Source organism: Micromonospora tarapacensis (genome assembly GCF_019697375.1).
Lineage (GTDB): Bacteria > Actinomycetota > Actinomycetes > Mycobacteriales > Micromonosporaceae > Micromonospora > Micromonospora tarapacensis.
On record NZ_JAHCDI010000004.1, the window covers coordinates 5,558,129 to 5,571,976 of the forward strand.

Here is a 13,848-nt window from a genome sequence, read left to right on the forward strand (position 1 = left end):
CGTCGGCCTCTCGTCGTGTTCTTCGCCCTGACCTTCTTGTTCGGCTGGGGAGCTCTGGCGTCCCTGATCGCATTCGGCGGTCTCATGGAGCCGGTCTTCGGCCCTCCGTCCGGCACGCACCCGGTGTTCGTCCTGGCCGTGTACTCGCCCGAGTTCGCGGCCCTCTACGTCATCTGGCGGGAGGGCGGCCTGCGCGATGTCCGGGACCATCTGCGCCGTCTGACCCTGTGGCGGATGCCTGCCGGGTGGTGGTGGTTCCTGCTGCTCGCGATGCCCGCGGGCAAGTACGTGAGCGCGCTGTTGAATGGGACGGCGGACGAGTTCCCCTTCTCGCCGTGGTACTTGGTCCTGCCCGCGCTGATCCCGGCGCTCCTGCTCGGGCCGATCGAGGAACTCGGCTGGCGCGGTTACGCCCAGCCGATGCTGCAACGCCGGTTCAACCCCTTGGTGACCAGCCTGATCCTCGGATTCTTCTGGGGGCTGTGGCATCTGCCCGCGTTCCTGCTCAGCGGCACCCCGCAGAGCGCATGGTCCTTCGGCCCGTTCATGGTCGGTGCGTTCGCGCTGTCGATCATCATGACGCCCCTGTTCAACGTCTCCGGCGGCAGCATCCTCATTCCCGCCCTGTTCCACTTCCAGGCCAACATCCCCGCCTACCCCGAGGGGCAGCCGTGGGAAAATTACGTGTTCGCTGTCGTGGCAGTGGTCATGGTGATCTGGAAGCGGGACCACTTCTTCTCCCGCGACGGCGCCGTCACCGACGTCGTCCTCCGTACCCGCTGATCTCTCGCGCCCGAGCCCGCAGCGGCGCGCCCGCAGAGATTGCCCCCAGCTCGCAGCAGGTGCGACAGGTATTGGCGCCGTAGAGACGTCGATCACATCCCGAGGGATCGAGGAGGCCACCACACCGACCGACACCTGATCCGGCGTCACCGTCAGGCCCGAGGCCATGACCCGTGACCAGAGCACCACCACCCGACGCAGTTACGCAGCCACACCGAACTTGTTACCCGCCCAGCCCAACACCATGATCAACTTATGGTACCTGGCATTGAGGGTCAGCCCGACACCGGAAGGCCGTGCCGGATTCGCCGGTTAGTGCGGCGATGTCGGCGAGGATCAGGGTGGCCCCGAGCGAGTTGGCGATGTCGTACGCGTGAGCCAGCCGCCAACGCCGGGGCCCTGCACCCCACCCGCGACATCGTCGGCATGCCCCTGCGCGAATCCCGCCTATGCAGCAAATGGGCGTCACCGTCGTGGCCGTCAAACAACAGGCCGCCCCACCCGGCGGCAAACCCCGCACCTTCACCTACGCCACCCCCGACACCGTCCTCGCCTACGGTGACCTCATCCTCGTCGTCGGCACCATGGACAACGTCGAACGCTTCGCCACCACCGATTAGCCGTACGTGTTTACCACGTCGCCAACGGGTGACGACAAGCTCCCTCGTCCGGCAGCGGGCCGGCCGACTGTCGTCCTCCCGGGTGCTCGCCGCCGGCCCTGCGGAAGCCAGGAGACATGGCGGGACGGCGACCCCACCGAATTCGACCGTCCCCCCGGCTGCGGCCCTTTGTCGACGGGTGGGGACGCGCAGCGCCCCCCGGGGATGCGGTCGACCGGCGCACTGTCATGCCGAGTACCGCGGGTCGCTCGCTTTCGGATCTGATCGATGGAAGTGTGTTCCGTGTGTGTCTTCGGGGATGCCTGGCGGTCTTTCTAGTCGATCTCGACAGCCAGGGTGAGAAGGTTTTCGCGCACCTTTTCGAGCAGCTCGATCAACGTGGCTCGTTGATCGTTCGCCATTCCGGCTGTTGCGGTCTCGGCGAGGGTGCGCCAGGCCGATTCGATCTCCGAGATGCCGGTCCGACCTTTGTCGGTCAGCACGATACGGGTGGCGCGTCGATCGCCCGGCACGGATTTTCTGACGAACCAGCCGCCGTGTTCGAGGCGACTGAGGCTGCGCGTCACTGTCGGCTGCTCCACGCCGAGCCGAGTCGCGATCTCAGAAACCGTCAGGCCTTCAGGCTCCTGCCCCAGCATCCACAGCAGGACGTCCTGCCCCGGGTGCAAGGCGAGCCCGGCCAGCAGGTCAGCCTGCGCATTCCGGTACAGCTTGGCCGCCTTGACCAGGGCCTTGTTGGTTGCCAGGACATCCGAGGGTTCCACCTGGGCAGTGTACGAGTTGACAGGCCATCCACTTCTGATCCATAGTCGGCTAACCTATAGCCGACTATGGAGTGGTGATGGAAACCGGTCTGTCGAACAGGGTCGCCCTCGTCACCGGCGCTTCCGGCGCCATCGGCCGAGCCGCCGCATGGCACCTGGCTACCGAGGGCGCCTCCGTCGCGGTGTCTTGGCACACCAACCGCGACGGCGCCGTGGATGTCGTCGACGCCATAACGAAGGCAGGCGGCCAGGCCTGCGCCGTCCACCTGGATCACGGCGACCTCGCCACCGTGCAGGGTGTCATCGAACAGATCACCGAACGTCTCGGACCGATCGCTGTCCTGGTCGCCAACGCCGTACAGTGGCCCTCCTTCGACGCCGACGAGATCGACGGCCTCGCCACGTCGCTGGCCGTCAACACGGTCGGCCCGGCGGCTCTGATCGATGCGGCCCTACCGGCCATGCGCGTCGCCGGCTGGGGACGCATCGTCGCCATCTCGACCGACATCGTCGAGCAACCCATGGCAGGGCCGCTCGCCTACGCCACTGCGAAGGGAGCACTCGAGACCGCCGCGCGAGTGCTCGCCGTCCGGGAAGCCCGTCACGGCATTCTGACGAACATCGTCCGCCCTGGCTTCACGCTCACCGACAAGGCCCTGAACGCACCATTTCTGGGCCCGAAAGCAGTCGCGGCCGAATCGGCGAAGACCCCGACCGGCCGGATCTGCACTCCCGATGACATAGCCACCGCGATCACCTACCTAGCCTCGGCAGCCAATGGCCACATCAACGGGCAGATCCTGTCACTGGCAGGTGGCCGCGAACTCGTGCGATAACTTGCACGCACTGTCGCGCCGCTGTTTGTGCGTCACCTTGCACATTGGTCGGTGCTTGGCGAACCCGGCCGTGATTGAAGTACGGTCGGGGCTTACCCGCGGTGCCTCGAACCGCGTGACCGGAGGAGTCGGTGCAGGGATGGCGGCAGGGCGACCGATGCCGACACAGGACGACGTGCTCGGGTACTTCAACACGCTGTCGAACTGGGGACGGTGGGGCGACGACGACGAGCTCGGGACGCTGAACCACATCACCGACGAGGTCCGGCTGGCGGCGGCGCGGGCGGTGCGCCACGGCAGGAGCGTGTCGTGCTCATGGGAGGTTGCCGTACCGGAAGAGATGGAGCGGTCGACGACGACGTGCCCGTGCGCCGCCGACATGCCGGGTGCCGAGGATATGCCGGCACCCGGATTCCGCGCCGACCGGCGCTGGGGCTTTTCGTCCGAGCGGCTTGGCATCACGTTCCACGGCAACACCGTCACGCACGTCGACTCGCCGTGCCACATCTTCTGGAACGGCATGATGTACAACGGGCGATCCCACTCGTTGGTCGATGCCGCGACGGGATCGGGGTGGGCGGCCGTCACGGCGGCGGCGAATGGCATCGTCACGCGTGGTGTCCTGTTGGACATTGCCAGGGTCCGTGATGTGCCGTGGTTGGAGCCGGGGGAGGGTGTGTTTCCCGACGATCTGGAGGAGGCCGAGCGTCGCCAGGGTGTGCGGGTGCGGTCCGGCGATGCGGTGCTCCTGCGGACCGGCTATGGCCGCGTCCGGCACGAGGCCGGTGCGGCCAGCGGTTTCACGCAGGCCGGCTGGCACGCGTCCTGCCTGCCTTGGCTGCATGAACGGCAGGTCGCGCTGATCGGCGCGGACACCCCCCAGGACGTTCAGCCGTCGGGGTACCAAGACGTGTTGATGCCGGTTCATGCCGTGAGTCTCGTGGCGATGGGCATGTGGCTGCTCGACAACTGCGACCTGGAGGTGTGCGCGACGACGGCTGCCGAGCTGGGCCAGTGGGACTTCCAACTCGCGGTCGCACCGGTCCGCTTCGCCGGTGCGTCCGGTAGCCCGGTCAACCCGATCGCCACATTCTGACCGCGGTTCGCGAGGGGTGCGATGCCATGAAGGGCCGGGCACCACCAGGAACCCCGTCGCGGTCGGTGAGAACACGCGGAGCTGGTCGGGAACCAGACGGTATGAGTCCAGCTCGCCTCCGGGTCCGCACCGATGATGCCGACACGAACATCTGATCGACGAGCCCCACGGTGCTGGGGGCAGGATCGACCTCGATGGCGGTGCTGGGCCTGCCGCCGACCTCGGGCCAGGGCTGGGTCGCCCCCCAGTTGTCCAGCAGCCAGCCGGCCGGCGCCCTCCTCCATCTTGTCTCCGGGGGCCAGGTGCTCGCCTCCTACCGCGCCCCCAAGAACTTCCGGGAGGTGGTCTTCTCCTCCAACCGGATCCAGCACGGGCAGACCTACGAGGTCTACCTCGGCGGCAGCCTCACCGGCACGACGATCGGCGGCATGGCCACCACCGGCGGCAGCATCGGGGGAGCCACCCGACTCATGACCGTCACCGCCGGGCAGTACCGCGGCGGCCTGATCGGCTGGCCGCCCGGTGGTCCCGGCTGGCCGCCGCCGACCACCCCACCGCCGACCACCCCACCGCCGACCACCCCACCGCCGACCACCCCACCGCCGACCACCCCATCGCCGAGCCCGACCACGCCACCGCCGAGCCCGCCGAGCCCGCCGACCCCGCCGCCGGGCGTGGGCGGCTGCACGGCGACGTACTCCATCCTTGGCCAGTGGCAGGGCGGCTTCCAGGGCGACGTACGGGTCACCGCCGGCTCGTCCCCGATCAGCGGTTGGCGGGTGACCTGGACCTTCGCCAACGGCCAGACGATCAGCCAGTCCTGGAACGCGACGATCAGCGCCAGCGGCTCGGCGGTGACGGCGACGAACGTCTCCTTCAACGGCTCACTCGGCGCCGGGGCCAGCGCCACCTTCGGATTCATCGGCACCTGGAACGGCAGCAACACCGCCCCGACCCTGACCTGCACCGCGATCTGATCGGGTAGCCGGCGTTTCGGCCGCCGCTCGATCGGTGGAGCCCGACACCACCTGGTGCCGGGCTCCACCGGCAACCGGCTGCCAGACTGCTCGCAGCTGGGCAGGGTAGCGCGATCGGCGTGCAGCGCCGATACTGCTGGTGTGATGGGGTTGGCCCGGGCAGTGGCGGTCGGGGCGCTCGTGGTGGCGGTGGCTGGCTGCGACCGCACGATGCCGGACGACCCGACCGGAACCCCATGGGCGGTCTCCCCTTCTGCGGCACCGGTCGAATTCGCCCTGCCCTCGCTGCGACTGCCCGGCATGGCGCCCGACGGCACCTGCCCCGTCACCGAGCCCCACTCGTGGGCCGATCCCGAGCAGGCCAGCCGGGTGTTCGGCCCGGGCCCGGTCTACCCGATCGCCGACTACTTCCCCGACGGGGCGCTACCACTGCGTGACGGAGACCGGCAGCAGGACGGCAGCTACACGGCGAAGGTGCGCTGGCTGGCCACCGGCTACACCGGCCCGGTCCTGCTGCGGGCGGCGCCCATCGACGGCGCGGGTTCCGCATCCGCGAAGTTCTCCTACCTGGGCGAGACCCGCGACGACGGGCACCACGCGGTGCTCACCAGTCCGGACACCGACCTTCCGGGGACCACCACGGTGAGCGGTCCGGGCTGCTACGCGTACCAGGTCGACGGCACGTCGTTCAGCTTCACCATCGTGTTCCGGGCGGAGCGCTAGGACCCGATCATGGGTGTAGAGGCGGTCCGCTTGGCGGACGGTTTCAGGTTCTGCGGTCCGTGAGGGGACCGTCAGGGCTGAACACCTGCTTGGCGAAGCGGTCGGCGATGCGGCGGTGGGTGGCGGCGTCCGGGGTGGAGTTGGTCGGGTAGCGGCAGCCCGGCGAAGTCGGCCTCGCCGTAGAGGTCGCGGCCGTCGAGGTAGTGCAGGTGCCGCTTTCTCGTCGCCGTTCACAGCCAGTCGTGTTCGCGGGCGTAGCGCGCCGCTTCGTGGCGGGTGTGGGTCTGGGTCTTCTGCATGGCGCTGGAGAGGTAGTTGCGCACGGTGCCCTGGGCGAGGTGGAGCCGGGATGCGATGTCGGCGACCGAGTAACCCTCGCCGGTAACCCGCAACACGTCGAGCTCGCGTTCGGTGAGGGGGCAGTCGTCGACGACGGCGAGCGCGGACACGTCCGGATCGATCCAGCGCTTGCCCGCGTGCAGGGTGGTCACGACCGAGGCGATGTGGGCCGGCTCGGCGGACTTGCTGACGAAGCCCTGGACGCCGAGCTTCAGGGCCTTGCGCAGCACGCCGGGCCGGGCGTGCCGGGTCAACATGAGGATCACCTGTTCCGGGCGCGTGCGGCGGATCTCCGCTACGGCGCCGAGTCCGTCCACGCCCGGCATCTCCAGGTCGATGACCAGCACGTCGGGCCGGTGCCGCAGGGCCGCTTCGATGGCCGTCTCGCCGTCGTGCGCCTCGGCCAGGACGGTGATGTCACCCTCCAGCGGGAGCAGCGCGGCCAGGGCCTTGCGGAGCAGCGCCTCGTCGTCGGCGAGCACGATTGTGGTCATCGGCCATCCTCCCGCGCCGTCGCTGGCGCCGCATCGGCACGAGCGGGCGGAAAGGTCGCGGCCGTCAGGAACCGCCCGTCCGTCTGTTCCACGGTCAGTTCGCCTCCGTCGCCTGCCACTCGTTGCTTCAGGGCCGAGAGCCCTCTGAGTTCGGGAAGTGTGTCGCCGGCTGCGCCGTCGTTGATGATCCTGATGCCGGACTCGGTGAGGGTGACCTGCACCTGGGTGGCCTGCGCGTGTCGCAGGATGTTGGTGGTCGTCTCGCGCAGCACCTGGCCGAGCAGTTCGCTGGCACGGGGGTCGACCTCGGCCTCTCGGGTCACCCGTACGCGGATGCCGGCGGCCTCGAACAGGTTCTTCGCGTTCTCGAGTTCAGCCGAGAGGTTGAGCCGCCGTTGGGCGTACGCGAGTTCCTTGGTCTGGGCGATGGTATCGCTGACCAGAGCGTACGTCTCCCGCAGTTCCTTCTCTGCCTGATCGGCGTCGTGGAGTACCAGCTTCCGCGCCAGCGCGATCTTCAGCTTCACCACGTGCAGGGTATGACCCTGGATGTCGTGCAGATCGCTGGCGAACCTGACACGTTCCCGGACGACGGCCAGCTCCGCCTCGCGCTCCCGGGTCTGTTCGAGTTCCCGGATGATGTCGTAGAACCGTTCGCCCACGATCGTCATGACCGTCACCAGCACGGTGAGGGCCGTCGGAACGAGGACGTAGCTGACCAGGACGCCGCGTACGTCGTCCCGCTCCACCAGCAGCCGCGCCGCGCCGACGGCGGCGACGTAGGCGAACAGCCCGGCCATCGCCATCGCCCGCCGCCGACGCACCTCGCGCAGGGCGAGGGAACCCACGGCGCAGACACCCCAGTACGCGTTCGGGCTGCCCGTCACCAGCACCCCCAGCGGCCACACCGCTCCCGCCACGATCACGCAGGGCAGGGCGACCCGAGCGAGGTCGTTCGCCGTCCACCGTTCGAAGGCCACCACGGCCGCCCCGACACCGGGGGCCAGGACGACGAAGTGCCACCAGGTGCGCGCGTCGACGTACAGGAGGACCACCGCGGCGATCACGATCGGCGGCAGCGACGTCGCCAGGTTGAGCCGGCGCAGCCGTCCCTGCGTCGACTCGGTGAAGCGCGGCGATCTTGCGGTCACCTCCCCAGTATCCGGCAGCTACCGGCCACGACCAGTGACACCACGTCACATGCGGTCGTGACGTGATTGCACTGACGGACGGCCGCAGCGCGGACCGGGACGCCCGAGGAGGCGAAGCAGTTCGACGCCCCGACTCTGCCGGAAGACCTCCTGCTCCTCCTGTTCCAGCCCAGCTCCGGCACCATCGCGGGAGAGAACACCCTCTTCTATGTTCTCGCGGGAGCCGTACTCGCAGATCTCGCCCTCGGTGATCACCTGACCACGGCGGACCGAGGTCGGGTGAAGACGGTGGAGGGTCGGGCACCGTCGGATGACATCCTCCGCTCGGCGTGGGACTACCTTTCCGAGAGGCCTCGGGGTGTTCAGACGGTACTCGCCGCGATCGGCCCGCCGCTGCGCAAGCCGGTGCTGGAGCGGCTCGTCGAACGCGGCGACATCGATCGAGGGGATCGTAAGGTGCTCGGCCTGTTCCGTACGACCACCCTCAAGGAAGGTGGAAACGGACGCCGGGCGGGCCTCCTCGGGGAAGTCCGGCAGGTTCTGGTGGAAGGCGCCGAGCCGCGGCCACGTGTTGCCGCGCTCGCGGCACTGCTCTCGGCAAGCGGGACTCTCCCACTGTTCCACCGCGAGATTCCGTGGAAATCATCCGTGATCACACGTGCCAAGGAACTTGAGCGAGGCAACTGGGGCGCCGGAGCCGCTGGGGAAGCCGTGACACGCACCGTGACGGCTACCGTCGTCAACAGTGCCATCATGGCCGCCGCCGTACTCCCCCGAAGCTAGCGCGGATTGCCGGCGCTCCGAGGCGGGAAGTCCGTCTCGGATGGGTTCGCGGCGGTCCTCGTGCTGGCCGGGTGCGCATTCGTGACCGCTCATGGTGGGCCGACGACGGACTGTCGCCGGCCCACCATGCCTGCTGGCTACCGGACCCGCAGCTTCTGCTGGACTGCCGCGGCAGGAGCATGGGTCGGGTCACCGGAGTAGGCGACGTGGACCGGATACACCCCTGCCGACAGCCCGGTGGTCGGCAGCTTGATGACGGTCGCGCCGCCGGTCAGCGGAACCACCCGCGTGGTCCCGCCAAAGGTGACGGCGATCTCACCGGTTGCCTTCGGCGTCTTCTTGTGTCGGGACTGTGCCCGCACCTCGACGTTCAGCTTGAACGTGCCACCACGGACGATCGACGCAGGTGCGGCTTTCGCCTTCACCACGACCCTCGCCGTGCCCGTGGGCCTCAGCCTGACCTGGGCTGAGCTTGACTTGGTCGGGTCGACCACCGACGTTGCCACGACGGTGAGCGACGACGCGGTCTCATTGGCGGCCACCGAGAGCAGGCCATCCGCGGAGATGGTGGTGCCCGTCGAGGTCGCGCCCTTGACCGACCACGTCACCGCCGGGCTTACATCCTCGTTGGTCGTCACCTGAGCACTGAACTGCCTGACCCAGTTCCAGCCCGTCGTCAGATTGATGGCCGGGGGCGTCACCGACACGGAGTCGACCCCCGACCACAGGTGGTCCCTGGCGAAGATCGTGAACAGCTGGCTCGCCGTCATCCCGTCATGCGCGCCGGGGACCTGGGTCGTCTCGGCGGCGTAACCCCGAGCCCGGAAATTGTTCGCGATGGCGTTCTGGGCGTTGAGGTTGCCCTCGAATACGCCATTGCCGAGGAACACGAAGAGGTCGTCGTCCCCGACCGCGGCGGCGACGTTGTCGTAATCCTGTGCCGTGAGGGACGGATTACCGGAGAAGTGTCCGTAGAACGCGAACGTCGTCGGGTAACCCCTGATGACGTGGGCGCCCGTCATCCCGCCGTACGAAAACCCGGCGTAGGCGCGCCCCGCCCGCTCGGTCGAGACGTTGTAGTTGTCCTCGATGAAGGGGAGGATCGTCTGGACCAGATTGTTGGCGGCGTTGGTCTGGTTGTAGGAGCCGAAGCCGAGGCTGGTGCCCGTGAAGTGATTTCCCATGGTGACAACCACGGTCGGCTCGATCTCGCCCTTGGCCGTCATGTTGTCCAGGATGTTCGGGACGTTCGCGGGGACCATGAAGTCGGTCTCGTCACCGAAGATGCCGTGGGCGAGGTAGGCCACCTTGTACGGCTCGGCGCGGTTGGCATCGTAGTCGGGCGGCAGGTAGACGCCGAGGTAATGGCCGCTGTCGCCCAGGATCGTCGTGTACGGGACGTACCGGACGGTGCCTCGCTGCGAACGTTTGGCCGCCGGCAGCTCGTACTCCGCACGCTCCTTCAGCACCGGGTCGTTCTGCTTCCTGGCGTACGGCACGTACGCGGCATCGAGGACGTCGTTGTTCCTGACCCGGAACGAGGACTCGCCCGGGGGTCGGGGATGCGTCGAGGCGGGATCCCAGATGCGCTTGTTCTCCCAACCCTGGGTCGGGTCCCAGACCCGGTACCAGTAGCTGAGACTTCCGGCGTGCAGCGGGACCGAGACCGACCAGTATCCCCTCGAATCCTTGGTCATGTCCCTGAGGAACTCGGTACCTCCAGCGTGGTACCGCCCCGGCTGCCACTCTTCCGGCTGATACCGCGTGTTGCCGGTGTCGACGTCGAGTAGAGTCAGATCCCCGGCAAGGCGGACCTGCGTGGCATTGGGATTGTGGTAGACGAACTTGACCGTGAATCCGGTTGGTGAACGGTGATCCGCCCTGACGGTCGCGCCTTCCACAATCGCCGGTCTGCCTGCGGCGGCAGCTGGCGCGGAGACGACGGCGCCGGCACCGAGTGACATGAACGCGAGCAACGAGATCGCACGCCTGAGCCTGCGCCTTCCGATCGCCTTCCTCATCTTTTGCACTCCTCTGTGTCCTGTTCCAGTGGCCCTATTCGAATTTGACGGTCCTATTCGGACACCGCAGCTGTGGGCCCCCTATCGCGCCTCCAATCGAGCCCCAAGCTCAGGCGCGACCTTTTGATCCGGCTCACTGCCGGATGAGCCGCCGGAGGATGGGGGCGTCCTCGTGGGTCGCCGCCCGGTGCTGGTCCGGCTCATAGAACGCCTCGGGCGGGCGCGGCGAAGAGCCTGCCGCCGGCGACCGCCAGGAAACGTATTCGGGCGCGAGGCGTGGTGTGGTGGTTGGACATGCAGAGCCTCCTCCTGGGCCACCCAGGCTCTCTGCCCCGATGTGACCCGTTCTGGCACTCTATGGACCTGGCGCTCAGCTAAATCGAATTAGCATCGGTAGTGTGGCCAGGTGCGGCTTTCGATGTCAAGGGTGTTCCGCGGCTGTTACGTCGTCGGGTCGCTCGTGGTCATGACGTCGATGGGTGGTGTGTTGGCGGGCGTCGGGTGGCTCGGGTAGGGGAGGGGTTCGGCGTGCCGACGGACCGGACCGCCGGGGAGCACCTGGAGGTCTCGATCCCTCGGCCGCCCTACGGGCGCGACGGGCAGTGGGTGCGGATCGTCTCGGCGGGCGACTCCACCAACCCGGAGGACTTCGTGAACCTCGGTGCCGCCGGACAGGCGCATTGGTTCGGCCACGAGGGCGCCTGGTTCGTCACGGTAGCCGGCTTCGGCACGGCCGTTCACCCCGGCGAGTGCCTCGACATCGCCCCCGTTCCCGCGGACGAGGAAGTCACCGAGTTGCGGAGCCATCTCGCTCGATCGGCCCAACCTCCTACCTGGCTCGCGCAGGCCGTCACGCTACCGGCCGTCGCTCAGGTGGCTGCTTGGCTGAACGCGCAGGATCCGTCGGATCGGGTTGCCTGGCGGGGATCGCAGGAGCAGTTGGCGCGCATGCTCGGGCTGAGTCGGGTCACCGTCAACCGGGCTCTGGCGCGGCTCACCGGCGTTGGCGCTGTCCGACTGACCGGGCAGGGAATTGTTGTCACTGATCGTAGGCAGCTCGACCTCCTGTCGACCAATTCCTGACCGGCCGGCAGTGGAGGGCGACGCGACTCATCGGCCGAATCATGCGCAAACGTCGATGTTAGCGCCATCATTCATGCCCTCTTGGGCGCCCATCCCCGGTCTGCGCCGGTGGGCGGGGCGATGCCTGGGTGATCGGCGGGGGTGCGGGCGCACCCCCGGTGTCGCGGTGTGCACGCCGGCCAGTGTTCCGAGAACATTACGGCTTGACGACCAGCATGTTATCGCTCACAGTCGATGGTTAAGGACGGCGATGCATGGGTGGCCTGCCCCGGCAGGGCCTGCTTCGCCGGTCCTTGATCAGGCGTGCGCCAAGGGTGGGTGGAGGTCTTGTTAACGCTGACATCCCTGGCGCTCGTGCCCGGCTCATGCGTCGCGGTGCACCCAGCTTCGGGTGGACCGTTCGGCTCTTGTCGTTAGAGGAGGATCATGTCTGCCTTTGGTAGGTCTCCATCGATCGCGCCGCCATCGCGGCGGCGTGGATGGTTGCCGCGGGTCGTCGCCGCCAGCGTGACGTCGGTGGTCGTCGGTGTTGCCGCCGCCGCGGTGGTGTCGACGCCCGCCGCAGCGGCGACGGTGGACACGAGCGCGTGGTACGTGTTGTTGAACCGCAACAGTGGCAAGGCGTTGGACGTGTACAACCTGGCCACGAACGACGGGGCGCGGATCACCCAGTGGGCCCGGAACAACGGCAACCAGCAGCAGTGGCAGTTCGTCGACTCCGGCGGTGGTTACTACCGGTTGAAGTCGCGGCTGTCCGGCAAGGTGCTGGACGTCTACAACTGGTCGACGGCCAACGGTGCGGCGATCGTGCAGTGGGCCGACCACAATGGGTCGAACCAGCAGTTCCGGCTGGCGGACTCGGCCGGTGGCTACGTCCGGTTCATCAACCGGAACAGCAACAAGGTGTTGGAGGTGCAGGGCGCCTCGACCGCTGACGGTGGCAACATCGTGCAGTACGACGACTGGGGTGGCAACAACCAGCAGTGGCAACTCGTCCGCGTCGACGGCGGTGGCAACCCCACCACCCCGCCGCCGGATGGTACGTGTGATCTTCCGTCGTCGTACCGGTGGTCGTCGACGGGTGCGTTGGCGCAGCCGCGGTCGGGGTGGGTGTCGTTGAAGGACTTCACGCACGCGCCGTACAACGGTCAGCAGTTGGTCTACGCGACGACGCATGACACGGGGACGTCGTGGGGCTCGATGAATTTCGGGTTGTTCTCGAACTGGAACCAGATGGGGTCGGCGTCGCAGAACCAGATGCCGTTCTCCGCGGTGGCGCCCAGCTTGTTCTACTTCGCGCCGCGGAACGTGTGGGTGCTCGCCTACCAGTGGGGTGGGCCGGCGTTCTCGTACCGGACGTCGACCGACCCGGCCAACGTGAACAGTTGGTCGGCGCACCAGACGTTGTTCACCGGGAGCATCTCCAACTCCGGTACCGGGCCGATCGATCAGGCGCTCATCGGTGACGACCAGAACATGTACCTGTTCTTCGCCGGGGACAACGGCCGGATCTACCGGGCCAGCATGCCGATCGGGAACTTCCCGGGCAGCTTCGGGTCGAACTACACGACGATCATGACCGACTCGACGAACAACCTGTTCGAAGGGGTTCAGGTCTACAAGCTGCAGGGCCAGAACCGGTACCTCATGCTCGTCGAGGCGATCGGCTCGCAGGGACGCTACTTCCGGTCGTTCACGGCCACCAGCCTGGGTGGCTCCTGGACGCCGCAGGCCACCTCGGAGAGCAACCCGTTCGCCGGCAGGGCCAACAGCGGCGCCACCTGGACCAACGACATCAGCCACGGCGAACTGCTCCGCAGCAACGCCGATCAGACCATGACCGTCAACGCCTGCAACCTCCAGTTCCTCTACCAGGGACGCTCACCCAACTCCGGCGGCGACTACGGCCTCCTGCCCTACCGGCCCGGACTGCTGACCCTCCAACCCTGACGACCTGACGCAGGACCACCACGGGTGATCCCCCGAAACGGATGGACCTGCCCGGGCGGGCTCGACACACACCGAGCCCGCCCGGGCCACCTGTCTGCGCAATTCGGCGTGGGCCGTTGGCGACCCGTACCCACAGGGCCTGAACCCGCCATCCCCGGAAGAACATTAAGCACTTGGTTGACGGTCGTCAACAGAGTGTCTAGTGTCCATATAAACATCTATCGATGG

The 13,848-nt window shown here is 67.7% G+C and carries 13 protein-coding genes; 9 read left to right on the forward strand and 4 right to left on the reverse strand.

The window, feature by feature from the left end; genetic code table 11:
- Nucleotides 1-15: 15 nt before the first annotated feature.
- Nucleotides 16-783 (forward strand): CPBP family glutamic-type intramembrane protease, encoded by a 768-nt coding sequence (locus KIF24_RS31665; RefSeq protein ID WP_221087149.1) that lies wholly within the window; start codon nt 16-18, stop codon nt 781-783.
- Nucleotides 784-1,241: 458 nt separating this feature from the next.
- Nucleotides 1,242-1,403 (forward strand): TrkA C-terminal domain-containing protein, encoded by a 162-nt coding sequence (locus KIF24_RS31670; protein ID WP_221087150.1) that lies wholly within the window; start codon nt 1,242-1,244, stop codon nt 1,401-1,403.
- Nucleotides 1,404-1,717: 314 nt separating this feature from the next.
- Here the strand turns inward: KIF24_RS31670 and KIF24_RS31675 are convergent, their stop codons facing one another.
- Nucleotides 1,718-2,167 (reverse strand): MarR family winged helix-turn-helix transcriptional regulator, encoded by a 450-nt coding sequence (locus KIF24_RS31675; protein WP_221087151.1) that lies wholly within the window; start codon nt 2,165-2,167, stop codon nt 1,718-1,720.
- A gap of 77 nt (nt 2,168-2,244) precedes the next feature.
- On the opposite strand from KIF24_RS31675, the gene KIF24_RS31680 reads away from it, so the two are divergent.
- The 4 genes from KIF24_RS31680 (at nt 2,245) to KIF24_RS31695 (ending at nt 5,799) form a co-directional block, all read left to right on the forward strand.
- Nucleotides 2,245-3,003 carry an SDR family NAD(P)-dependent oxidoreductase gene (locus KIF24_RS31680; protein ID WP_221087152.1) on the forward strand — a complete coding sequence of 253 codons (759 nt, stop codon included), beginning with the start codon at nt 2,245-2,247 and terminating at the stop codon, nt 3,001-3,003.
- 157 nt (nt 3,004-3,160) lie between these two features.
- Nucleotides 3,161-4,099, forward strand: coding sequence for a cyclase family protein (locus tag KIF24_RS31685; RefSeq protein WP_221087153.1), 939 nt, complete (start codon nt 3,161-3,163; stop codon nt 4,097-4,099).
- Nucleotides 4,100-4,269: 170 nt separating this feature from the next.
- Nucleotides 4,270-5,076, forward strand: a complete 807-nt coding sequence (locus tag KIF24_RS34860) for a cellulose binding domain-containing protein (RefSeq protein WP_331461348.1) — start codon at nt 4,270-4,272, stop codon at nt 5,074-5,076.
- A 141-nt stretch (nt 5,077-5,217) separates the two neighbouring features.
- Nucleotides 5,218-5,799, forward strand: coding sequence for a hypothetical protein (locus KIF24_RS31695; RefSeq protein WP_221087154.1), 582 nt, complete (start codon nt 5,218-5,220; stop codon nt 5,797-5,799).
- Nucleotides 5,800-6,029: 230 nt separating this feature from the next.
- On the opposite strand, the gene KIF24_RS31700 is transcribed toward KIF24_RS31695, so the two are convergent.
- Together KIF24_RS31700 and KIF24_RS34865 are read right to left on the reverse strand one after the other, a co-directional pair.
- Nucleotides 6,030-6,632: a response regulator transcription factor gene (locus KIF24_RS31700; protein ID WP_221087155.1), complete on the reverse strand. Its 603-nt coding sequence runs from the start codon at nt 6,630-6,632 to the stop codon at nt 6,030-6,032.
- The gene (locus KIF24_RS34865) at nt 6,629-7,783 is read right to left on the reverse strand and encodes a sensor histidine kinase (RefSeq protein WP_221087156.1); all 1,155 of its coding nucleotides are present in this window, start codon (nt 7,781-7,783) and stop codon (nt 6,629-6,631) included. The genes KIF24_RS31700 and KIF24_RS34865 overlap by 4 nt, the downstream gene beginning before the upstream one ends.
- A 135-nt stretch (nt 7,784-7,918) precedes the next feature.
- Between KIF24_RS34865 and KIF24_RS31710 the strand changes: the two genes are divergently transcribed.
- A complete protein-coding gene (locus tag KIF24_RS31710; protein ID WP_221087654.1) occupies nt 7,919-8,566 on the forward strand; it encodes a GOLPH3/VPS74 family protein in 648 nt (215 codons plus the stop codon).
- A gap of 137 nt (nt 8,567-8,703) precedes the next feature.
- On the opposite strand, the gene KIF24_RS31715 is transcribed toward KIF24_RS31710, so the two are convergent.
- Complete coding sequence (locus KIF24_RS31715) at nt 8,704-10,587, reverse strand: alpha/beta hydrolase-fold protein (RefSeq protein ID WP_221087157.1); 1,884 nt, start codon at nt 10,585-10,587, stop codon at nt 8,704-8,706.
- Between the two features lie 528 nt (nt 10,588-11,115).
- On the opposite strand from KIF24_RS31715, the gene KIF24_RS34870 reads away from it, so the two are divergent.
- Together KIF24_RS34870 and KIF24_RS31725 are read left to right on the forward strand one after the other, a co-directional pair.
- Nucleotides 11,116-11,670 carry a Crp/Fnr family transcriptional regulator gene (locus KIF24_RS34870; protein ID WP_221087158.1) on the forward strand — a complete coding sequence of 185 codons (555 nt, stop codon included), beginning with the start codon at nt 11,116-11,118 and terminating at the stop codon, nt 11,668-11,670.
- Nucleotides 11,671-12,096: 426 nt separating this feature from the next.
- Nucleotides 12,097-13,620, forward strand: coding sequence for a non-reducing end alpha-L-arabinofuranosidase family hydrolase (locus KIF24_RS31725; protein ID WP_221087159.1), 1,524 nt, complete (start codon nt 12,097-12,099; stop codon nt 13,618-13,620).
- Nucleotides 13,621-13,848 lie beyond the last annotated feature (228 nt).